General features: G+C 73.9%; 15 protein-coding genes. 11 read left to right on the top strand and 4 right to left on the bottom strand.

The genetic code is table 11. The annotated features are described in order from the left end of the window. Positions 1–98: 98 nt before the first annotated feature. Entirely contained in the window at positions 99–803 is a 705-nt protein-coding gene (locus AC07DI_RS10850) for a DNA polymerase ligase N-terminal domain-containing protein (RefSeq protein ID WP_478903732.1), read from the bottom strand. 238 nt (positions 804–1,041) lie between these two features. Here AC07DI_RS10850 and AC07DI_RS10845 point away from each other — a divergent pair, with 238 nt between their 5' ends. Genes AC07DI_RS10845 through AC07DI_RS10835 form a run of 3 tightly spaced genes read left to right on the top strand, consistent with a single transcriptional unit; the run spans position 1,042 to position 4,437 of the window. Then, complete coding sequence (locus AC07DI_RS10845; protein ID WP_478903730.1) at positions 1,042–1,728, top strand: response regulator transcription factor; 687 nt, start codon at positions 1,042–1,044, stop codon at positions 1,726–1,728. Between the two features lie 43 nt (positions 1,729–1,771). After that, positions 1,772–2,401, top strand: coding sequence for a Pvc16 family protein (locus tag AC07DI_RS10840; RefSeq protein ID WP_478903728.1), 630 nt, complete (start codon positions 1,772–1,774; stop codon positions 2,399–2,401). Continuing rightward, a complete protein-coding gene (locus tag AC07DI_RS10835; protein WP_478903726.1) occupies positions 2,398–4,437 on the top strand; it encodes an ATP-binding protein in 2,040 nt (679 codons plus the stop codon). The genes AC07DI_RS10840 and AC07DI_RS10835 overlap by 4 nt, the downstream gene beginning before the upstream one ends. A gap of 107 nt (positions 4,438–4,544) precedes the next feature. Here AC07DI_RS10835 and AC07DI_RS10830 read toward each other — a convergent pair whose 3' ends face one another. The 3 genes from AC07DI_RS10830 to AC07DI_RS10820 form a co-directional block, all read right to left on the bottom strand. Beyond that, positions 4,545–5,936 carry a hypothetical protein gene (locus AC07DI_RS10830; RefSeq protein WP_478903724.1) on the bottom strand — a complete coding sequence of 464 codons (1,392 nt, stop codon included), beginning with the start codon at positions 5,934–5,936 and terminating at the stop codon, positions 4,545–4,547. Positions 5,937–5,941: 5 nt separating this feature from the next. Beyond that, entirely contained in the window at positions 5,942–7,594 is a 1,653-nt protein-coding gene (locus tag AC07DI_RS10825; protein WP_478903722.1) for a peptidoglycan-binding protein, read from the bottom strand. Between the two features lie 211 nt (positions 7,595–7,805). Continuing rightward, on the bottom strand, positions 7,806–11,438 hold the full coding sequence (locus tag AC07DI_RS10820) for an AfsR/SARP family transcriptional regulator (protein WP_478903720.1): 3,633 nt from the start codon (positions 11,436–11,438) through the stop codon (positions 7,806–7,808). Between the two features lie 469 nt (positions 11,439–11,907). Between AC07DI_RS10820 and AC07DI_RS10815 the strand changes: the two genes are divergently transcribed. The 8 genes from AC07DI_RS10815 to AC07DI_RS10780 all read left to right on the top strand — a co-directional run bounded on the left by AC07DI_RS10815 (position 11,908) and on the right by AC07DI_RS10780 (position 21,501). Next, positions 11,908–13,503, top strand: coding sequence for a phage tail sheath subtilisin-like domain-containing protein (locus AC07DI_RS10815; RefSeq protein ID WP_478903718.1), 1,596 nt, complete (start codon positions 11,908–11,910; stop codon positions 13,501–13,503). Positions 13,504–13,576: 73 nt separating this feature from the next. Beyond that, on the top strand, positions 13,577–14,020 hold the full coding sequence (locus AC07DI_RS10810; RefSeq protein WP_205040150.1) for a phage tail protein: 444 nt from the start codon (positions 13,577–13,579) through the stop codon (positions 14,018–14,020). Further along, positions 14,020–14,466, top strand: a complete 447-nt coding sequence (locus tag AC07DI_RS10805; RefSeq protein WP_150186699.1) for a hypothetical protein — start codon at positions 14,020–14,022, stop codon at positions 14,464–14,466. Before AC07DI_RS10810 ends, AC07DI_RS10805 begins: the two co-directional genes overlap by 1 nt. Next, positions 14,463–14,621 carry a DUF6760 family protein gene (locus AC07DI_RS10800; protein WP_362342012.1) on the top strand — a complete coding sequence of 53 codons (159 nt, stop codon included), beginning with the start codon at positions 14,463–14,465 and terminating at the stop codon, positions 14,619–14,621. The genes AC07DI_RS10805 and AC07DI_RS10800 overlap by 4 nt, the downstream gene beginning before the upstream one ends. 1,721 nt (positions 14,622–16,342) lie before the next feature. Then, positions 16,343–18,334, top strand: a complete 1,992-nt coding sequence (locus AC07DI_RS10795) for a hypothetical protein (protein WP_478903715.1) — start codon at positions 16,343–16,345, stop codon at positions 18,332–18,334. A 62-nt stretch (positions 18,335–18,396) separates the two neighbouring features. Continuing rightward, positions 18,397–18,834: a phage tail protein gene (locus tag AC07DI_RS10790; protein ID WP_384261091.1), complete on the top strand. Its 438-nt coding sequence runs from the start codon at positions 18,397–18,399 to the stop codon at positions 18,832–18,834. Between the two features lies 1 nt (position 18,835). Then, positions 18,836–19,585, top strand: coding sequence for a CIS tube protein (locus AC07DI_RS10785; protein ID WP_384261093.1), 750 nt, complete (start codon positions 18,836–18,838; stop codon positions 19,583–19,585). Further along, a complete protein-coding gene (locus tag AC07DI_RS10780; protein ID WP_478903712.1) occupies positions 19,582–21,501 on the top strand; it encodes a VgrG-related protein in 1,920 nt (639 codons plus the stop codon). The genes AC07DI_RS10785 and AC07DI_RS10780 overlap by 4 nt, the downstream gene beginning before the upstream one ends. Positions 21,502–21,509 lie beyond the last annotated feature (8 nt).

The following is a 21,509-nucleotide window of genomic DNA, read 5'->3' as shown; positions in this document are numbered from 1 at the left end:
CGAGGTGGTGGTTCCGCAACTGATACCCGATATACCGGGACTTTTCTCACCTAACCCGGGGGCGAAGGTCCCCGGGGCGCACACGAGGAAGGTCGCTCCTATTCAGGCGCGTCCGGTGCCGCCGCGACCTGGCGCAGGGTGCGGCCGCTGCGCGCGGAGCGGGCCCGGCGCGGGTCGGGGGTGCCCGCGCCCTTCCCGCCCCCGGAGCCGGTCCGCACGAGCAGCCAGGTCGGCTTGGCCGATCCGCCGCTCTTCTCCTCGCGGCCGTGGAACCGGGTGAGCGCGTACCGCCCGCGGAGCTTCTCGCCGTGCAGCTCGAACGTGGCGTGGCCGTTCTCCAGCGCCCGGCCGAACGGCACGGGCCGCTTCTTCTTGTCGTGGCTGGTCGGCCGGTAGGTGCCGCGGTCCCAGACGATGACCGTGCCGCCGCCGTACTCGCCCTCGGGGATCACGCCCTCGAAGTGCCGGTACTCCATGGGGTGGTCCTCGGTGGGGATGGCGAGCCGCTTGTCGTGCGGGTCGGTGGAGGGTCCCTTGGGGACCGACCAGGACTTGAGCACGCCGTCGACCTCCAGGCGGAAGTCGAAGTGCATCGTGCTCGCGTCGTGGATCTGCACCACGAAGACGGGCTCGTCGCCCTGCCGGTCCTGCGCGGCCTCGTCCTGCCGTGTCCCGCCCGCCTCGTCCTGCACCCGCTCCGCGCGCTCGCCGCTCGGTTCGCTCGTGCGCTCGCCGCTCGGTTCGCGCGTCCTGTCGAAGCGCCGCTTCCCGCGGTAGGTCCGCAGCTGGTCCTTCTCGCTCACGACGGGCTCCTCTCCGTCGGGTCGCCGATCCGTGGCCGATCCGTTGGCGCCGGGTACCCCGTGATCGCCGCCGACACGCGCCGTTCGCCCTGAAAGTGACGGTACGGGAGAGCGTGCCGGTCGGCATGGTGTCGCCGACCGGTCGGTAAACGACCTCGTTGATCCGGCGACAATCGTTTGTTGATCGGTCTCGGTCACCCTGTGCCCGTCGCTATTCGGGGGAAGACAGGGAACTTCAGTGTCCGATACACGCATATCGGTGGTCGTGCACGCCACCGACCCCCTCAGCCGGGCCGGAGTGATCAGTCATCTCCGGCACGAACCGACCGTCGAGCTCCTGGACCGCCCCGTGGACGGCGCGCAGCCGCCGGAGCCCGGCCGGGCCGCGGCGCCGTCCGCCCCCGGGCGGGTCGCCGTCATGCTGGTGGACCGGCTCGACGACCCGGCCGGCGCCGAGCTGCGCCGCCTGGCGAGATCCACCGAGCAGCGCGTCGTGCTGATCGCCAGCGAACTGCGCGAGCCCGAGCTCCTCTCGGTCGTCGAGTACGGCGTACGGGCGATCCTGTGGCGGCACCAGGCGACCCCGCAGAAGCTGCTGCGTGCCGTGCACAGCGCGGCGCGCGGCGAGGGGGAACTGCCGCCCGACCTCATCAACCGGCTCATGGCCCAGCTGGGCCGCCTTCGGCTCTCCGCGCTCGACGGCCCGCCGTCCGCCGCCAGCGCCCTGCCCACCCTCGGCATGGCGCCCCGCGAGGTGGACGTCGTGCGGCTGATCGCGGAGGGCCTGGACACCAAGCAGATCTCGGAGAAGCTCGCGTACTCCGAACGCACCGTCAAGAACGTCCTGCACGCGCTCATGACGCGCCTGCAGCTGCAGAACCGCGCGCATGCCGTCGCGTACGCGCTGCGGGAGGGATACATCTGATGCGACCGAACCACCCCTTCCCGCTCGTCCGGGGGGCCCGGCCGTGATCCACGAAGTCGACGAGGCGCTGCGCGCGCTGCTGCGCGGGGCGCTCCCGGAAGGCGCAGGCGAGGTCGTGTTCGAGGCGCCGACCCGCGACTGGGCGGCGCGGCGCAACGCCCCCACGCTCAACTCCTACCTGTACGACATCCGCGAGGACGTGGCCCGGCGCGAACGCGGCGCCTACGCGGAACGCGGCCCTGACGGCACGGTGCTGCGCAGGCGGCAGCCGCCGCGCTGGTTCCGGCTCTCCTACCTGCTCACCGCCTGGACCAACCGCCCCGAGGACGAGCACCGGCTCCTCTCGGCGGCCCTCGGCACCCTGCTCGCCCACGAGCTGCTGCCGCCGGACGACCTGCCCGCCGCGCTCGGTGTCACCCTGCCGCTGAGCGTCGCGGTGCCGCCGCCCGAGTCCCGCTCCATCGCCGACATCTGGTCGGCGCTCGGCGGTGAGCTCAAGCCGTCCCTGGACGTGGTGATCACCGTGCCGTTCCCGGTCTCGCCGACGTACGACGTGGCGCCGCCGGTCACCGAGGGCGCGGTCGTCGCCGTGCGCGACAAGGCCGGCGAGTTGGGCGAGCCCCGGCCCCGGATGCTGCGCAAGCCGCGGGACGCCGGGACGGAGGAGCGGTGAGCGCCGCCGCCGAAGCGCTGCTGACGCGCCTCGCGTCGCTGCGCGGACGCGTCGCCGAGCTGGTCGAACGGCGCGGCGCGGACGACCCGACGGCCGCGGACCCGCTGCGCGGCCTGTACGTGACGCCCGAGACGGCGCACCGGCTGGCCACGGCGCCGCCACCGGCGACGGTGCCGCCGCCGTCCGCCGAAGAGACGGCGGAAGGCGGTGCTCCCGACCCGCTGGACGAGCTGGCGCGGCGGTTCGGGCTCGGTCCGCTCGACCGGGACATCCTCCTCGCCGCCCTCGCCCCCGACGTCGACCGCCGCTTCGAGCCGCTGTACGGCTACCTCAACGACGACGTGGGGCGCCGCAGGGCCACCGTGGCGCTCGCCCTCGACCTCGCGGGCACCGGACCGCACGACCCGCTCGCCCGCGCCCGCTTCCATCCGCTGGCGCCGCTGCGGTCCAGCGGCCTGGTCGTCGTCGAGGACGAGGACAGGCCGCTGCCGGGGCGGGCCCTGCGCGTACCGGAGCGGGTCGTCGCCCAGCTGCTCGGCGACGACGGCCTCGACCCCGAACTCGTCGGGCACGAGGTCGAGCTGCTGACCGGCGAGACCCCTGCCGAGGCCGTGCACCCGCTCGCCGCCCGTGTCGCCGCCCTCGCCGCCGAGGGGCCGCTCCTCGTCCACCTGCGGGAACGCAGGGAAGGCACCGCCGCGGGCCCGGTGGCCGACGCGCTGCGGGCGGCCGGACTGCCCGTCCTGCGACACCGGCCGCCGGGACGCACCGGGGACGGCGCGGCCGCGTCGGCCACTGCCACCGCCACCGCCACGGCGCTCGTGCGTGAGGCCCGCTTGCGGCGGGCCGCGCTCGTCGTGGGGCCGCTGCAGCCCGAACCGGGTCCCCTGGTACGGGACCTGGCGACCGGCGACGTACCCGTGGTGTTCTTCGGCAGCGAACCCTACGACCCCGGCTGGGCGCCGGACGCCGGGCTCCTCGCGCTCGACGCGCCGCAGGACGGCGTCGACGTGTCCGGGGCCTGGCAGAGCGAACTGGCCCGGCACGTCCCCGCGTACGAGCCGGACTTCGACCTCGGCGAGGCCGTCGCCCCCTACCGGCTCAGCGGCGCGCAGATCCGCCGGGCCGCGCGCGGCGCCGCCCGTCTCGCCGCCTTCGACGGCACCCCGCCGACCGCAGCGCACCTGCAGCACAACGCCCGCCTTCAGTCCGCGCCCCTGCTCGACAAGCACGCCCGGCGGATCAGGCCCGAGGTCGGCTTCAAGGATCTCGTCCTGCCGGACGAACCGCTCGGCCTGCTCCACGAGCTGGCGCTGCGCGCCCGGCACCGCGACAAGGTGCTCGGCGAGTGGCGGCTGCGTACCGGCGGCGGGCGCGGGCGCGGCGTGATCGCGCTGTTCGCCGGGGACTCCGGCACCGGCAAGACGTTGTCGGCCGAGGTGGTGGCCGGTGAACTCGGCCTTGACCTCTACGTCGTGGACCTGTCGGCGGTCGTCGACAAGTACGTCGGGGAGACGGAGAAGAACCTGGAGCGGATCTTCGTCGAGGCGGACCGCACGGACGCGGTGCTGCTCTTCGACGAGGCCGACGCCGTCTTCGGCAAGCGCTCGGAGGTCAAGAGCTCGCACGACAGGTACGCGAACCTGGAGAGCGCGTACCTGTTGCAGCGCCTGGAGGCGTTCGACGGCATCGCGGTGCTTACCACCAACCTGCGGGCCAACATCGACGACGCGTTCACGCGCCGCCTCGACCTGGTGGTGGACTTCCCGTTCCCCGACGTCGAGCAGCGCGTCGCCCTGTGGCGGACCGCGCTGGCCGGCACGCCCTGCGAGCCCGGCATGGACGACGAACTGACGCGGTGCGCCAAGGAGTTCGAGCTGTCCGGCGGCGCCATCCGGTCGGCCGCGGTGACCGCCGCCTATCTGGCGGCGGGGCACGGCGGGCCGGTGCGGGGCGAGGACGTAAGGGCCGGGGCGCTGCGGGAGTACCGCAAGATGGGGCGGCTCGTGCCGGGCGGGTCGCTGCCCTGGCAGTGACCCGCGGCTGACGTACGGCCGACGTACGGCTGACGCACGCAGTGAAGCGGTGGCGCGCCCGGGGCGCGCCACCGCTTCTGCCGTTCACCGCTTCTGCGGCCTGCGACCTACGGCCAGTCGGAGATCGTCCAGCCCATGCTCTTGCTGTTGTCGTCGCACTTCCAGGTGACGGCGCTCGTGTCGTTCTGCATGTCGACGAGGCACTCGCCGGAGCCGACGGCGACGATCCGGGTCAGCCCGTCGGGGCGCTGCTCCAGCTTCCACTTCTGGTTGCCCGGCAGCCGGCCGGTCCTGATGTTCTCCGGCGGGGCGTGGAAGATCTGGGCGATGTTGGTGTTGACCTTCTGGTCGAGCACGGTGCCGGGGGCGCTGGCGGGCTCCAGGGCGTAAGTGTCGGACTCGGGGTAGTGGTGCAGGATCCAGTCCTGGTTCTTGCCGAACTCGTCCGTGAGGGCGGGGTTCTGCCCGACGTAGGTGCCGTCGGCCGTCTCGCCCTTCTTGACCTCCAGGTACCAGCCACCGCCCTCGCTGCTGCGGATCGTGTGCGTCTTGGGGCCCTTGGGCTTGTCTTCCTTCTTCTCGCCGCCGCCGCCACCGCCGCCGCCGTCGTCCTTCGGCGCGTCGTCCTTGCCACCGGCCGGCGGAGCGGGCTCCTCCTTCTTCTCCTCCTTGCTGGCGCTCGGCGACGGGCTCGGGGCGGGCTTCATGCCGTCACCCTGCGGGAGCTGCTGCTGGCTGCCCTGCTTCTCCCTGGCCTGGGTCGACATGCTCGGCTTGTGCTGGAACCACATCACGGCGAAGGCGATGCCAAGCGCCACCAGGACCGAGAGCACCGCCATCGCCCAGCGGGGGATGAACGAGGGCTGGACGTAGGTGCCGCGCAGCTCCACCGGCTCGGGCGTCCCGGCCCGCAGCACGGAGACCGTGAACGGGTGCTTGGTGGTGCCGCCGACCCAGCTCACCGTGCCGGGCTTGAGGCGGAGCTCCGCGAACTGGGCCCGGCCGGGGGCGACCTGGACGGAGCCGGGCTCCGCCTCGACCTCGAGCTCCTCGCCGTTCTCCCGCCCCGAGAAGGAGGCCGTCAGCTGCTGGTTGCCGAGGTTGTCGACGGCCACCGACGCCTTGGCGCGCAGCCGTCCGCGCACGATCAACGGCAGCAGCTCGGAACGGAGTTCGGCGAACGGGCCCACCGTGATCTGGCCCTCGGCCACGTCCGCGGCCTGCGGCGTCTCGCGGGGCTGCACCCGGACGCCGAACGGCGTCGGGCCCGCCTGGGCGTCCGGGGTCCGCGGCGGCGCGAAGTGCACCTCGGCGGTCGCCTCGGCGCCCGGGTACACCCGCAGTACGTCGGGCTGTACGCGGGCCCAGCCCGCCGTGGCGCCGACCACCTGGAGGCGGTACTCCTCGACGGTGTCGCCGGTGTTGCGCACGCGCAGCCGCACACTCGCGGTGGAGCCGGGGTCGACGCTGGTCGCGGACGGTTCGAGCGAGGTCCACATGCCGCTCACCGCCCCGCCACGCCGGGCTTGTTGACGCTGCCGCCGACGAGCGCCTGCAAGGTGGCGCTGTCGGCGACGCCGGTCGCCGGAAGGCCGACGGACACCTGGTACTCCTTGATGTGGGCCGCGGTATTGCTGCTGTACCGGGCGGTCGTGGGCGGATGTCCGCCATGCTTGAAGTAGGCGACGCCGTGCTCGGCGTAGGCCCGGTCGCGGTCCAGGTCCCGATCGCTGATGCCGGCCTGCGACGCCCACCAGAACGCCGCCTGCAACTGCACGACCTGCCAGTTGTCGGCGCCGCGCCGGACGTCGGAGGCGCGGATGCCCTGCGCCCAGAGGGAGGTCAGGGTGGCCCGGCCGAGCGTGCCCTGCGGATCGGTCCTGAAGATCTGCGCGGTGTTGTGTCCGGAGCTGCGGCCGGTGCGGACCACGGCTTTCTGGTAACAGATGAGTTTGGCCTCGGTGTTCGTATCGATGACGCCGGGTGTCCAGTCGCCTGTGAGGGTGCACGGGTTGCGGGAGCCGAGGGCCGCGAGGCGGCGCTGGGCGTACTCGACCACGACGTCGGACTTGTAGCCGCGCCGCCAGGGCGGTCCCGAGCGGGGTCTGTGGCCGCTGCCGCCGCCCGCCTTCCGCGCGGGTTCCTTGTCGCCGCCGCCGCCCGCATGGGACGAGCCGCCGCCGGTGGAGCTGCCCTTGTCCCCGCCGCCGCCACCGCCGCCCGAGCCGCCGGTGCCCAGGTCCTCGCCGCCGCCTCCCCCGCCGCCATCGTCACCGCCGCCGCCGTCACCGCCCTCGCCTCCGTCACCGGCCTTGTCCTTGGCCGGCGGCGGGGCGTCCGCGAGCTTGGCCTTCTCGCCGCCCTGCGGGGCCGCGGCGGGCGCGGCACCGGCCCGGTTCTCGCGGGCCGAGCCGTCGAACTTGGGCGCGTAGGAGAACCAGATCACCGCGGAGGCGACGCAGAGCGCCGCGACCACGCTGCCGAGCGCGAGCAGCGCGCGGGGCAGGACCGGACGCTGGTCGAAGCTGCCGGGCAGCTCGTGGGCCCGCTCGTCGCCGGAGCGGCGCACGGCGAGGGTGAAGGGGTGCGCCTGGGCGTCCCCCGTCCACCGCACCCGCTGCGGGCGTACGGTCGCCTTGGCGAACACGGCGCGGCCCGGGGCGACTTGGACGGCGGTGGGTGACACGTCGAAGATCAGCCGGTCGGCGTCGTCGCGGAAGCTGAGGGTCGCGGTCAGCGGGGTGTTGCCGAGGTTGTCCACGGCGACCGAGGCGCGGCCCCGGAAGCGTCCGACGAGTGTGGGCGGCAGCAGTTCGGCCCGTACCTCCGAGAACGGCGCGACCGTGACCTGGCCCTCCACGACGTCGCGCGTCTCGGGCTGCTCACGGGGCTCGACCCGGATGCCGTACGGGGCGGGCCCCGCCGGTGCGTCCGGTGAGCGGGGCGGCGCGAAGGAGATCTCGGCGGTGCCCTCGCTGCCCGGGTAGAGCCGCAGGACCTCGGGCTCGACGCGGGTCCAGCCCGCCGGGGCGCCGACAACTCCCAGCCGGTACTCCTCGACCGTGTCTCCCGTATTGCGTACGCGAAGCCGTACGGTCGCTCGGCCACCGGGGTCCACGGTCACCGCGGCCGGGTCAAGGGAGTTCCACCACGTCATACGGGCACGGTAAGCCGCACCCCCAATCCGCTCCTTGTACAAAAGGGCGACGCCAGGGGCAACCTTCCCTGCCCGAGCGACCGGCACCCCACCACTCATCGCCGAACACCCCGGACCACCCAAGGAACGCACGCGCCGAGCACTCCGGACCACCCAGGGGCACGGGGAACTGCGCGACAAGCCAGAGCGGACCCGCACCCGAAACCCGCCCTCAGCCCCGCACCAACCCCACCGCATCAGGCGCCCACGCCCGCCCCCGCTCCAACAGGCCCGCGATCTCCACCGCCTCCAACGCCCCGCGCCGCTCCATCACCCGGTGCGCGATCCGCAACGCCCCCCTCCCCCGGTCGAGATCGCCGAGGACCAGCAGGGCCCGCCCCCGCGCCGCCATCGCCAGCGCGTGGCAGAACGCGTCACCGAGCTCCCCCTCCACCGCCAGCGCAGCGTCCGCGCACTTCATCGCCTCGACGGGCCTGCCCTGCTCCAGTTCGCAGTAGGCGAGCCGCGCCCAGCACAGCGCCTCCCAGCGCGGATTGCGGGCCCGCCCGTGCAACCGCTGGGCCTCGCGCAGCCGCTCCGCGGCACCGGCCGCCCGGCCGTCCCGCAGGAGCGTGCAGCCCGCCTGGTACAGCACGTGGGCGAGCGTGGACGCGCTGCCCGACTGCCGCGCCTGCCGCTCCGCGGCGACCACCGCGGTGTCCGCCTCGGCGCGCCGCCCCAGGCTGATGTAGGCCCGCGCCATGTGGGACAGGATGCGGATCCGGTCACCGTGCCCGCCGAGCGCCCCGAACCTGGCGTACGCGAGCCGCAGCTGCTCCAGCGCCTCCTCGTGGCGGCCCACGCCGATCAGGACGATGCCCAGTTCGTGGCTGCCCTCGGCACCGACCAACGGATCACCGGCCGACGCGGCGAGCCGCAGGCTCTCGCGCAGCGCCCGCTCGGCGCGGCCGAACGTCTCGGTACCGAAGTGCGGGGCGCCGAGGAGCCGCAGCGCGCGGGCCGCCGACCGTTCGTCGCCGTGGGCGCGCGCGGTCCGCAGGGCCAGTTCGGCGAGCGGCTCCAGGTCGCGGTGGCGGGCGGTGCCGGCCACGAGGTGGGACCAGGCGGTGAGCAGGTCGACGGTGGGACGCAGCCCGGGCGGACCACCCACCGGACCATCGGACGCGCCGCCCGGCACGTCACCCCGTACGCCGTCCGGGGCGTAACCCGGCACATTGTCCGAGGCATGTCCCGGGGCGTAACCAGCCGCCTCGTCCAAGCCGCCCGACACATGCCGCAGCGCGTTCTCCGCCGCGGCGAGCAGCCGCGAGTGCGCGACCACCAGCCAGTCCTGCGCGGCGGCCTCGTCCGGCAGCGCCTTGCCCGCGGAGGCGGGGACGTGCAGCAGCTGGGGCAGCACGCTGTGCGGCTTCGTACGGCGGATCGCGGTGATGACGGTGGCCAGTACGTAGTCGAGGAAGCGGAGCCGGGCAGCGGCGCGCTCCCGGGCGCTCTCCTCACGCTCGCACTGCCGCCGCGCGAAGAGCCGCACCAAGTCGTGGAAGCGGTAGCGGTCCTCACCGTGCAGCTCCATGAGCCCGGCGTCGACAAGCCGCTCCACCGCGCACTCCGCCTCCTCGTCGCTCACGTCGAGGAGCGCGCCCGCGGCGCCCCGGCAGAAGGACGGCATGTAGCAGAGGGAGACCATGCGGAAGGCGCGGGCGAGGCCCGGTTCGAGCGCCTCGTAGCCGAGCCGGAAGCTGGCCTCGACGCCCAGGTCGTCCACCCGCAGCTCGTCCAGCCTGCGGTGCTCGTCGCGCAGCCGCGCCGCGAGATCGGCGACGGAGCGGCCGGGGCGGGCGGCGAGGCGGGCGGCGGCGATCCGGACGGCGAGGGGCAACCCGCCGCAGATGGCGACCAGTTCGCGGGCGGCGGCCGGTTCGGCGGCCACCCGCTCGGCGCCGGTCATGGCGCGGAGCAGGCCGAGCCCCTGGGCCTCGTCCATCGTCTCGACGTCGACGAGGCGCGCCCCGGGCAGGGTGATCGTCCGCGAGCGGCTGGTCACCAGGACCGCGCAGCCCGGGGTGCCGGGCAGCAGCGGCCGTACCTGGGCGGTGTCGCGCGCGTTGTCGAGGAGTACGAGCACGCGGCGCCCGGCGAGGAGCGAGCGGTACAGGGCGGTCTGCTGGTCGAGGCCGTCCGGCACGCCGCTCTCGGGGACGCCGAGCGCGCGCAGGAACCCGGTGAGCGCGGTGCCGCTGTCCACGCCGGGCGCGGGGTCCGCGCCGCGCAGGTCCACGTACAGCTGCCCGTCGGGGAACTCACCTCGTAAGGCGTGGGCGACATGCACCGCGAGCGCGGTCTTGCCGACGCCGCCGAGGCCGGTGAGCGTGGCCACGGCCATCGCACTGCCGGACGCGGCGGCGCGCAACGTCTCGGCAAGCAGCCGCGCCTCGGCCTCACGGCCGGTGAAATCGGGCACGTCGGGAAGGAGTTGGGCGGGCGTGAGGGGCGCGGGGGCCGGGACGCGCCCTTCGACTGCCGAACCCACCCGCTCCGTACCGACCGGCAGGGGCCGGGGACGGGGCCGAGGAAGGTGACGCACCGTACGGTCCGCGTCGGGCCGCGAGGGGAGGGGGGAGGCAGGGAAGAGCGGGGAGACCGGGAAGAGCTGAGAACCCGGGGAGCCCGCGGAAACCGGTGAACCGGGGGAAGTCCGGGAACCCTGAGAAGCCGGAGGGGAGCCCTGGGGGTCCTGGGACTCCGAGGAGCACGGGAAGAGCGGGGTGGCCGGAGCCTGGCGGGGCTGTGGAGACGGCGCGGTCGGTGCGGCGTGCTCCTCGCTCGCGGGCGGGGCGGCGCTCAGACCGCCGTCCGGCCCCGCACGCCCCACACGCGTCGCTCCACCCTCACGCTCCGGGGCGTCGGCCGTCTCGCCCTCCGTGGGCCCGTGGCCCCGCCCTCGCCCGCCGGGTATGCGCCGCCGCTGCTCACCCACCCGCGGCGGCGCCTGCGGCGACGGTGCGTACAGGGAGGGCAGCGGACCCGGCCGCACCTCCGCGGCCTCCGGGAGTGGCGTGCCCTTGAGGAGCCCCTCGTACAGTGCGGTCAGTTCACGGCCCGGGTCGACGCCGAGTTCGGCCGCGAGCGTGCGGCGGGTGGTCTCGTAGACGGCGAGCGCGTCGGCCCGTCGGCCGCCGCGGTGCAGGGCGAGCATCAGCAGGGCCTGCGCGCGCTCGCGCAGCGGATGCTCGGCCGCGAAGACGCTCAGCGGGGCCGTCGTCTCACCGTGGCAGCCCAGTTCGAGCGCGCAGGTGAAGAACTCCTCCTGGGCGGTGACGGACAGTTCGGTGAGCCGGTCGCGCTGGCGCTGGGCGTACGGTCCGGGCAGGCCGGCCAGCGGCGCACCGTCCGACAGGGCGAGCGCCGCGGTCAACTCGGCGTAGGCGTCGGCGTGTTCACCGGCGGTACGCATCGTGCGCGCGGCGGCCACCCGGGCCTCCAGCTCGCACGCGTCGAGGGACCCCGGCGGCAGCCGTAGCGCGTAGCCGTCGCCCGCCGACACCAGGAGCCTGGCGGGTTCGCGCGAGCGCCGGTCGGGTTCGAGGAGGGCGCGCAGCCGGGAGACGTACGTACGCAGCGTGCCGACGGCCCGCATCGGCGGCTCCTCGCCCCACAGCGCGTCCACCAGTTCGGCCGCGGACACCGGGTGCCCGTCGCGCAGCAGCAGCGCCGCGAGGGTCGCGCGCTGCTGCGGTGGGCCGAGGGTCAGGGCCCGGCCGTCCCGCCAGGCCCGTACCGGCCCGAGCACCTGGAACCACAACGCCCCGCCCGTGTCAGCCGCGTCATCCGCGTCGCCCTGCATTGTCAGCCCGCACCCCTTGCCCCGTGACGCACCGCGAAGTGCCCGTTCGTACTGGCCACGGATGGCCATCCGCACCAAACGTTACGTCAGCCCCAAAGGTCACCCCGAACCGTGGGGCCCCCGCACCCCCATGTTGACCAGGTATTGACGCCGCGGAAACCGGGGGCGGGGCATATGCGCCACCGACCGGCCACATCCGGCCGGACCGGCGGGCGGCCCCTGGACCGCGCCCGATCCTCGTGACCGGACGGGCAACCCGCGGCGGCCGAGCGCCGTCCGGCCCCGCCCCGCACCACACGTTCCGGCCGGAAGGTTTCCCCGGACGGCTGAACGGGCACCGTCATCTGCCCTCGTTGACGTCCGTCCGTCTCTACGCACCGAGGCGCGCGTGGGACATCGTCGACACGGTACGAATCCGTGCCGGCTGTGCGCCGGTCCCGCTCGCCCTCGAACCTTGGAGCACAGCAGCATGCCCAACTACCTGTCCCCCGGCGTCTACATCGAGGAAGTCGCCAGCGGTTCGCGCCCCATCGAAGGGGTCGGCACCTCCGTGGCGGCCTTCGTCGGTCTCGCGCCGCGGGGACCGCTCAACGAGCCGACGCTGGTGACCAACTGGTCGCAGTACGTGGCCGCGTTCGGCGAGTTCACGGACGGGTACTACCTGGCGCACTCCGTGTACGGCTTCTTCAACAACGGCGGCTCCGCCGCGTACATCGTGCGCGTCGGCGGCACCGACACCGACGAGCCGCAGCGGCAGGCCCCCGCCGCCCAGGCGCAGGCGCAGGCTCCCAGGGAGCTGACCGCGGGCGAGCCCGTCGCGCTCGGCAGCTTCACGGTGTCCGCGATCACCGCGGGCAGCTCGGACGGCGGCGCGCTGACCGTCGAGGTGCAGGACGGCGAGGGCGAGGGCGCCGCCGACCGCTTCAAGCTGATCGTCAAGGACGGCGACAAGGTCGTCGAGAGCTTCGACGTCAGCACGAAGAAGACCGCGCGCAACTACGTGGTCACCCAGGTCAGGCAGCGCTCCAAGACCATCGTCCTCGAGGAGGCCGCGGCGGGCGGGCAGCTCGCCAAGCCCGACGCGCAGACCGTCACGCTGGCGCCCCCGGCGCCCGCCACCCCGGCCGTGCCCGCCTCGAACGGCGCCGTGTCCCGCGTGGAGAGCGCCCAGTTCATCGGCGACTCCGCGGACCGCACCGGCTTCGGCGGCCTGGAGGCCCTCGACGAGGTCAACATGGTCGCGGTGCCCGACCTGATGGCCGCCTACCAGCAGGGCCTGATCGACATGGAGCAGGTCAAGGCGGTCCAGCTGGGCCTCATCTCGCACTGCGAGCTGATGGGCGACCGGATGGCCATCATCGACCCGCCGCCGTCGCTGAACGCCCGCCAGATCCGCCAGTGGCGGCAGGAGGGCGCGGGCTATGACTCGCGCTACGCGGCGCTGTACTACCCGTGGATCAAGTCCTTCGACCCGGCCTCCGGCCAGTCGGTGATCGTGCCGCCGTCCGGCCACATGGCCGGCGTCTGGGCGCGCAACGACGCCGAGCGCGGTGTCCACAAGGCTCCCGCCAACGAGATCGTGCGCGGCGCCGTGGACCTGGAGCTGCAGATCACCCGCGGTGAGCAGGACCTGCTCAACCCGGTCGGCGTGAACTGCATCCGCGCCTTCCCCGGCCGCGGCATCCGCGTGTGGGGCGCACGGACCATGGCGTCCGACCCGGCGTGGCGCTACCTGAACGTCCGCCGCTACTTCAACTACCTCGAAGAGTCGATCCTCATCGGCACCCAGTGGGTCGTCTTCGAGCCGAACGACCACGCCCTGTGGGCGCGGATCCGCCGCAACGTCTCGGCGTTCCTGGTCAACGAGTGGCGCTCGGGCGCCCTGTTCGGCCAGCGCCCCGAGGACGCCTTCTACGTGAAGTGTGACGCGGAGACGAACCCGCCGGAGTCGGTCGACCTCGGCCGGGTCGTCTGCGAGATCGGCATCGCGCCGGTCAAGCCCGCCGAGTTCGTGGTGTTCCGGCTCGCGCAGTTCTCCGGCGGGGGCGGCGAGCTGGAGGAGTAGACAGCCGCCCTCCCGTCGTACGAACCGCCTTCAGCCACCCACATTCGCAAGAACGCTACAGGAGTGAACCCCCTTGTCCCTTCAGCCCGGTGACGCCCTCACTACCCACAATTTCGGCCTGCAGATCGACGGTGTCATGGTCGAGTACCTGCAGGAGGTCAGCGGCCTCTCCATGGAGCAGGACGTCATCGAGTACCAGCAGGTCTCGGCGGACGGAAAGCCCGTCGTGAAGAAGATGCCCGGCGTGAAGAAGGCCGGCGAGTGCACGGTCACCCGCGGCATGACGCAGAGCCCCGTCTTCAGCGAGTGGATCAACAAGTCCATCGCGGGCGACATGGGCTCGGCGCGCAAGAACGCCACGATCATGATGATGGACTACCAGAACAGCCCGGTGAAGCGGTACAACCTGCGCAACGCCTGGTGCAGCAAGGTGGAGACCAGCGGGGTCAAGGCCGGCGACGCCGCCGCGCTGACCGAGCAGGTCACCATCGTCTTCGAAGAGCTGGTCATCGAATAATGCGGCGCGAAGGCCCGGCGGGGGCGGCTGCGGGGGCGGGAACGGTGCCTGGCGCGGTGACGGGTGTCCGCGAACCACTGCGTACGGAATTCGAGTTCGAGTTGCCGCGCGGTTTCGTGGACGAGTCCGGCACCGTGCACCGCAACGGCGCCATGCGGCTCGCGACGGCACGCGACGAACTGGTGCCGCTGCGGGACGTCCGCGTGCGTGAGAACCCCGCCTACCTGTCCGTGGTGCTGCTGGGCCGGGTCATCACCCGGCTCGGCACGCTCGGCTCCGTCCACGACGGCACGGTGGAGAACATGTTCGCCTCCGACCTGGCCTTCCTGCAGGACTTCTACCGGCAGATCAACGCGGAGGGCCACACCCGCGCGGCCGTGGCCTGCCCGCACTGCTCGGAGTCCTTCGAGGTGGAGCTGGCCGGGAGCCGCCTGGGGGAATCGTGACGTACGCGGCCGACCGCATCGAGGAGGAAGTCGCGTATCTCGCCTACCACTTCCACTGGGGCATGGACGACATCCTCGACCTCGAACACGCGGACCGGCGCGCGTACGTGGCACGGACCGCCACGTTGGTGGAGCAGGCGGAAGCGAGGCAGTGACAGGTCGGTGAGGTGCGCAGTCGGTCGGTGAGTCGAGGTAAGTGATGGGCTTGTTCAGGTGGCGGCGGGGCTCGCGGGACGACGCGGGGGTGCCGGGTACGGCGGCTTCGGGCGCGGACGCGGTGGCTTCGGGCGCGGGTGCGTTGGCTTCGGCGGATGCCGGGGCCGGGGCTCTTGCCGGTGAGGACGCGGGTGACCGTGGCTCCGGTGGTGTCGATGGCTCCGGTGGCGCTACGGGCGCCCGGGGTGATGGCGGGTGGGCCGCCATGCCGCCGGTCCAGCGTGTCCTCGCGGCGCCCCGGACGGTCGCGGAGTACGGCTTCGGCGCACGGCTCGCCACGCACCAGAACCCGTCGTTCGGCGGCGAACTGGGCCACGCGGTGCGGGCTTCCGCGCCGGGCGGCCTGCTCCGCGACGTCCTGACACCCGTCGCGGGCAGGCCGGGCGACCTGGACCTGCCGGTGCTGCGGCTGCCGGTGCGGGGGCGGCCGGAGGCGGCGGAACCGGAGGGGCCTGGGTCCGGAGTTGGGGCTGGGTCCGGCTTCTCTCCTTTCGCCTCTTCGACCTCGCCCGTCCCTTCTGCCTCGTCCGCCCCTTCGCGCCCGGCTTTCCGGGCGACGCCGACGGCTGGTGCGGGGTCGGCTGCGGATGCTGCGGGTTCGGGCGCTGCGCGTGGGGGGTCGGGTGCGGGTGCTGCGTCGGCTGGTTCGGCCTCCCGGGCTGCGTCGGTTGCCCCGGCTGCTGGTACATCCTCATCGGCTGGTTCGGCCTCCCGGGCTGCGTCGGCTACCCCCTCTGCTGGTACGGCCTCCTCGGCTCCGCAGGCTCCCTCGGCTGCGTCGACTGCGTCGGCTTCTTCTGCCTCAGCGAAGCCTCGGGCTGCGTCGGCTGCCCCGTCCGCCTCGGCTGCGTCGGCTGCCCCGGCTCCGTCCGCTTCGGCGTCCCGGTCGGCGTCTGCTGCCGCGTCCCCCGGACCATCCGCCTCGGCCGCCCCCGCTTCCTCCGCTCCTTCGGTGTCCCGGGCGGTATCGCGGGCCGTGTCCGCTGCTCCGGCCGGCTCGACTTCTCCGACTCACCCGGTTCCTCCGGGTCCCTCGGCTCCTCCAGCCCCTTCGGCCTCGGCGTCCCGGACTCCGTCCGCCCCCGCTTCTCCGGCTCTGCCCGCCTCGGCGTCCCGGCCCGCTTCAACTGGCCCGTCCGCCTCGGCCTCCCCGGCCTCCCCGGCTCCCTCGGCCCCGGCGTCCCGGGCTGCATCCGCTGATCCGTCCGCCCCGGCTGTTCCGACCTCTTCCGCTTCAGCGTCTCGGACCACGTCTGCTACGCCGTCCACCTCCGCTTCCCCGGCTCCCTCGAGCCCAGCGTCTCGGGCCGCATCCACTGCTCCGTCCGCCCCGGCGTCCAGGTCGGCGTCAGCTGCCCCGTCCACCCCCGCTTCCCCGACCTCTTCCGCCCCTTCCGCCCCTTCCGCCTCCGCGTCTCGGTCCGCCGCGAACCCTGCCGCCCCGGCGGCCTCCGCGCCCGTCCAGCGAGCGGCCGCACGGCCCACGCGAGACGGCGGAACACGCAAGGGCGCGCCCCGGGCTTCGGCGGAGCCCGCCTCGGAGAAGGGCAACTCGGCCTCCTCCCGGCCCACGGGTGACGCAGCCGGCGACACAGCGACTCGCGACCGCCGTACGGACACGCCCCCCACCAAGCCCTTGAGCAGCGCGGCAACCCCCCTCGTGAGCACCGAGGGTCAGCCGACCGGCACCCCCATCACCGAGGTGGGCGAAGCGGTCCAGCGCCGGGTCCGGTCCGGCGAACAGCCGACGCACACTCGTACGCGTACGTCCCCGATCCCCACCCCCACCCCCACCCCCACCCCCGAAGCGGACGTACCCCACACCACCGCACCCACCGAACGAGCGCCGCACGACGCCGAGACCGCTCCCCGCACGAGCGGCCCAGCCCCGACCCCCACCGCACCGCGCACCGCCGCGCAGCGCACCAGCGCACCCCCCACCGGCTCCCCCGAGCCGAGCACCGCCCGAACCGCGCCGCTCACCGGCGCCCGCACCGTCCCCGCACCCGGCCCGACGGCCTCCCCCACCGAGACCGGAACCCGGCACCAAGCTCCGGGGACGACCCCCTCGGCGCCGACCCGCACCGTGCCCGTGGTGCAGCGTTCGCGGACAGGGCGCTCTCCGCTCGTGGCCGCGGCGCCCGCCGTGGTGCCGCAGCGGCAGTTGTACCCCGTCGGAACCACGCGTACGACACCGTCCGCGACCGCACCGAACGCCACCGCACCATCCGCCCCCGCCCCGAACACTGCTGCTCCGAACAGCGCTGCTCCGAACGGCTCCGCCTCCACCGGCACCCCTTCGATCAGCGCCGCCCCGCACACCCCCGCCACCCCCACGACCTCGACCGCTGCCGCGCCGGACGCCGCCACCCGCGCCCGGCCCACCGATGTCCCCGGGCCGGTGCCCCCCGCCGGCCCGGGGACGCACGCCGCCTCCGCGGCCCCCGACCCCGTCGCTGTGCGGGCGAATTCCCCCGTTCAGCCCGTACAGCGACGGCCTCACGTACGCCGGGTCCGGCGCGCCCAGGACGGCGGCGGCGCCCCGCGCCCGGGCCTTGGCCAGCCCTTGAGCCAGCCCTCTGCCGTGCCCTCCGCGTCCTCCGTACCGGCGCCGCAGGACCGTCCGCGCCGGACCCCGATCGGCGCGCCGATCACTCCCGTCCAGAAGGCACAGCAGACACAGCAGGCACAGCAGGCGCAGAAGACCCAGCAGGCGCAACAGACTCAGCAAGCCCAGAACCCGCAGCAGGCGCAGCAGATGCAGCACACGCCGCAGGCCGCGAACAGCAACGCCCCCGCCCCGGCCACAGGCCCCACCCCGGCACCTGCCCTCGCGCCCACACCCCCCGTCGCACCCACCCCCGCCCCCGCGCCTCACCCCCGACCCCTCCCCGTAGTCCCGGTCAACCGCCGCATCGCACCCGGCAGTTACCGCCCCGCGGACCCCGGCACCAACCGCCCCCGCCCCCTCGCCCCGTCCCGAGGCCTGTCCGTCCAGACCCCGGCGACTGGTACCGCACCGACGCCCCCCTCTCCCGCCCCCGCGGCCCAGGGACCGGCCCAGGGGCGACGTTCGGGAGCCGCCGCCCCGGCCGCCGCGCCCGCCCCCGGAACCGTCCCCGGCCCCGTTCCCCTCCAGCGGTCGTCCGGCGGCGCCGGGCTCGGACCGCGGGGCAGGAGCGGGCACGCCGCCCCGTCCCCCGCACCCGTCGCCCCGGTCGTCGTCCCGCTCGGGAAGCCCGCCGCCCCGGCTCCCCGGCGCACGCACGCCCCCGCCCCGCCCGCCGTACGCCGTTCGCCCCACGCCCCGCAGGCGCAGGCCCCGGCCCCCGCGCAGGCCCCCGTACGCCCGACAGCTCTCCCCGCCGCGCCCGCCGCCCCCGTCCAGCGCACGGCGGCCACCCCCGCGCCCCACCAGCCCACCACCGTCGCCCGCACCGGAACCGGCGCCGCCGCGAGCGGCACCGCGCCCGCGCAGTCCACGCAGCCCGCGCCCGCCGCCGAGTCCGCCGCCGCCCCTGCCGCCGAATCCACCCCCGCCGATCTCGACGACCTCGCCCGGCGCCTCCTCGCTCCCCTCTCGCGACTGCTGCGCGCGGAGCTCCGCAGCGACCGTGAGCGGATCGGGCGGCTCCGCGACCACGGCCGCTGACGCTCCGCCAGCACGCACCCCCGCCCAGAACCGCCTCCGCTGAGAATCCAGGAAGAAATCCCATGCCCTCGCCCCAGGACCCAGGCTCCACCGTCTTCTTCAAGCTCACCATCGACGGCCAGGACCTCGGGCTGTTCAACGGCTGCGACGGGCTGTCCTCCGAGGTGGAGGTGGAGCAGCGGCAGGAGGGCGGCAACAACGGGTTCGTCTGGCAGCTGCCCACCCGCGTGACGTTCTCCACCATCCGGCTCACCCGGCCGCTGACCGCGGACACCTCCCGCGTCGCCTCCTGGATCTCGTCCATCGCGACCGGGATCTCGCGGCCCACCGCACAGATCGCGGCCCTGCGCGCGGACGGTTCGATCGTCGCGCAGTGGGGGCTCGTCGAGGTGCTGCCGGTGCGCTGGCAGGGGCCGAGCCTGAGCCCGGACAGCCCGGCCGTGGCGACGGAGACGCTGGAGATCGCGCACCACGGATTCACCGACGCGGGAGGTGCCTGAGATGGCCGCGCCCACCGGCGGCCGGGCCGGCGCGAGCCTGGTGCGTGCCGCCCTCGCCATCCACCAGCCGCCCACCGATCTCGGCGGGTCGATGGGCGGACGGATCGGCGAGGTGGAGTTCCAGTTCAACCCGACGCAGCTGCAGATGGGTCGCTCGGCCGAGTGGCGTACGCAGCGGGCCGTCGCCTACACGCGCGGCGCCCCGCCCAAGTTCACCGGCTCCGCCCCCGCCACCCTCCAGCTGGAGGTCTTCCTCGACTCCTCGGGCACCCCGAATTCGGGCAAGGTGCAGAAGCAGGTGGAGATGCTGCTCTCCTGCTGCGAGGTGACACCGCAGAGCCTCACCTCCAAGCGGCCGTCGCCGCCCTGGGTGCGGTTCTCGTGGGGGTCGTTCAACACCGTGCAGTTCGTGGCGTACGTGACCAGCGTCAGTGCCACGTACACCCTCTTCAACCCCACCGGTGAGCCGATCCGCGCCACCTGCTCGCTGTCGCTGACCGAGGTGGCGATGCCCACCAAGGGGCAGAACCCGACCTCCGGCGCGCTCTCCGCCCGCCGTGTGCACCGCACCGTCGCCGGTGACTCGCTGGCGTCGCTGGCCTGGCGGGAGTACGGGGACGCCACCCGCTGGCGGCTGATCGCCGAGGCCAACGACATCGACGATCCGATGCGGCTGAGACCCGGCACCGAGCTGCTGCTGCCCGCCGCCGATGAGGCACACCCGATGGCCACGCCCGTGGAGTCCGCATGACCGAGAAGACGTACACCAGCGTCCTGCACGCCGAGATCGGCGGTGCCCCGCTGCCCGACAAGCTTGCGGTACTGCTCGTCGAGGGCTGGGTGGACTCCAGCGTGAACGTGCCGTCCGCCTTCCAGCTGACCTTCGCCGACGCCGGCGGAGACATCCTGGAGAAGTTCCCGCAGATCAAGGTGGGCGCCAAGGCGGTGCTCTCGCCCTTCACCGACGGGCGGCGCGGCAAGCCCATGCTGACCGGTGAGGTCACCGCCATGGAGGTGGACGCCGACGCGGGCGGCAAGTCGCTCGTCGTGCGCGGCTACGACCCTGGGCACCGGCTGCTGCGCAACCGCCGCGTGCAGGGCTACCCGAACATGACCGCCGCCGACATCGTGCGCCGGATCGCCGGCCTGAACAGCCTGAAGATCGGCAAGATCGACTCCACGCCGACGGTCTACGAACTGGCCACCCAGCCCAACATCACCGACTGGGACTTCCTCTCCCGCCTCGCCCAGGAGAACGACACCCACCTCTCCTTCGACGAGAACGGGAAGCTGCGCTTCGCCAAGCTCGACCCCGCCGCGGGCGCGCCGTCCGACACCACTCCGGCCGCGCAGAGCCCGTACGTCCTGGAGTTCGGTCACAACGCCCAGCACAGCCGTGTCGCGGTGACCGCCGCCGGGCAGGTCTCCACGGCCGGGGTGCGCGGCTGGAACATGCGGGCCAAGCGCCCGCTGACCGCGCAGTCCCCCGCCGTCAGCAGCAAGGACATCGTCGCGGACATCACCCCCGCGCAGCTCTCGCAGCCGTTCGGCAAGGCCACGCTGACGGCCACCGAGACGCCGTACACCACGCAGGCCCAGGTGACGCACGCGGCGAAGTCGCTGGCCGACGACGTGGCGGGCTCCTTCGCGGAGGTCGAGGTCGCGGTCACCGGCAACCCCGATCTGCGTCCCGGGCAGCCCGTGGCACTGAAGGGCGCCGGGTTCCCGTTCGAGGGGAAGTACACGGCGACCGGGGTCCGCCACCTCTTCGAGTCGGGGCGGCCTTTCACGACGTGGCTGACCGTCTCGGGACGGCAGTTCCGTTCGCTGTACGGTCTCGCCTCGGGCGGCGCCGACGCCGCGCCGCCGATGCCGGGCGTCGCGAACGCGCTGGTCAGCAATGCCAAGGACCCGCTCAAGCTGAACCGCGTCAAGCTGCGCTTCCCCTGGCTCTCGGACACGTACGAAAGCGACTGGTGCCGTGTCGCGCAGCTGGGCGGGGTGCGGGGCGGCGGCCTGATGCTGCCCGAGGTCGGCGACGAGGTGCTCGTCGCCTTCGACCGGGGCTCGCTGGAGCATCCCTACGTCCTCGCCGGGCTGTACAACGGCATCGACAAGCCGACGCCCAACACGGACGGGCTGCAGCCGATCGACCGGACCAGCGGCCGGGTCAACTGGCGCTCCGTCTCCTCGCGCAGCGGCCACATCATGGAGATGGTGGACGCCAAGTCCCGGATGAAGAGCGGCATCCGGCTGCAGACCGGCAACGGCCGCCTCACCGTCCACATGGACGAGGCGAAGACCAGCGTCACCATCCGCAGCGACGGCTCAGTGTCGATCTCCGGGACCCGCAACGTCAGCATCAGGGCGGGCGGCAATCTGTCGCTGAACGCGGGCGGTTCGCTGACGATGAGCGCCGGCGGGGCCGTCGACATCAAGGCCGGTGCCAAGTTCGGCGTCAACGCGGGCGGCATGGCCGACATCAACGCGGCCGGTGTCGTCAGCCTCAAGTCGGCGGGCGCGGTGGCCGTGAACGCCGTCGGCGCGATCTCCGTCACCGCGGTCGGCGCGGTGGCCGTCAACGCGGGCGCCGCGGCGGCCATCAGCTCGCCGGCCACGGTCGCGCTGAGCGCACCGGCCGTCCTGCGCAACGGCATCCCGTTCTAGTGGAGTGC

It is taken from the genome of Streptomyces sp. NPDC044106 (assembly GCF_056433985.1).
This window is presented reverse-complemented; position numbering and strand designations above follow the sequence as displayed.

What these genes read in the sequence shown, in the direction of transcription:
- AC07DI_RS10830 (WP_478903724.1), bottom strand. Translation starts at nt 5,936, where the DNA reads ATGTGGACCTCGCTCGAACCGTCCGCGACCAGCGTCGACCCCGGCTCC.
- AC07DI_RS10825 (WP_478903722.1), bottom strand. Translation starts at nt 7,594, where the DNA reads ATGACGTGGTGGAACTCCCTTGACCCGGCCGCGGTGACCGTGGACCCC.
- AC07DI_RS10820 (WP_478903720.1), bottom strand. Translation starts at nt 11,438, where the DNA reads ATGCAGGGCGACGCGGATGACGCGGCTGACACGGGCGGGGCGTTGTGG.
- AC07DI_RS10815 (WP_478903718.1), top strand. Translation starts at nt 11,908, where the DNA reads ATGCCCAACTACCTGTCCCCCGGCGTCTACATCGAGGAAGTCGCCAGC.
- AC07DI_RS10805 (WP_150186699.1), top strand. Translation starts at nt 14,020, where the DNA reads ATGCGGCGCGAAGGCCCGGCGGGGGCGGCTGCGGGGGCGGGAACGGTG.
- AC07DI_RS10790 (WP_384261091.1), top strand. Translation starts at nt 18,397, where the DNA reads ATGCCCTCGCCCCAGGACCCAGGCTCCACCGTCTTCTTCAAGCTCACC.
- AC07DI_RS10785 (WP_384261093.1), top strand. Translation starts at nt 18,836, where the DNA reads ATGGCCGCGCCCACCGGCGGCCGGGCCGGCGCGAGCCTGGTGCGTGCC.
- AC07DI_RS10780 (WP_478903712.1), top strand. Translation starts at nt 19,582, where the DNA reads ATGACCGAGAAGACGTACACCAGCGTCCTGCACGCCGAGATCGGCGGT.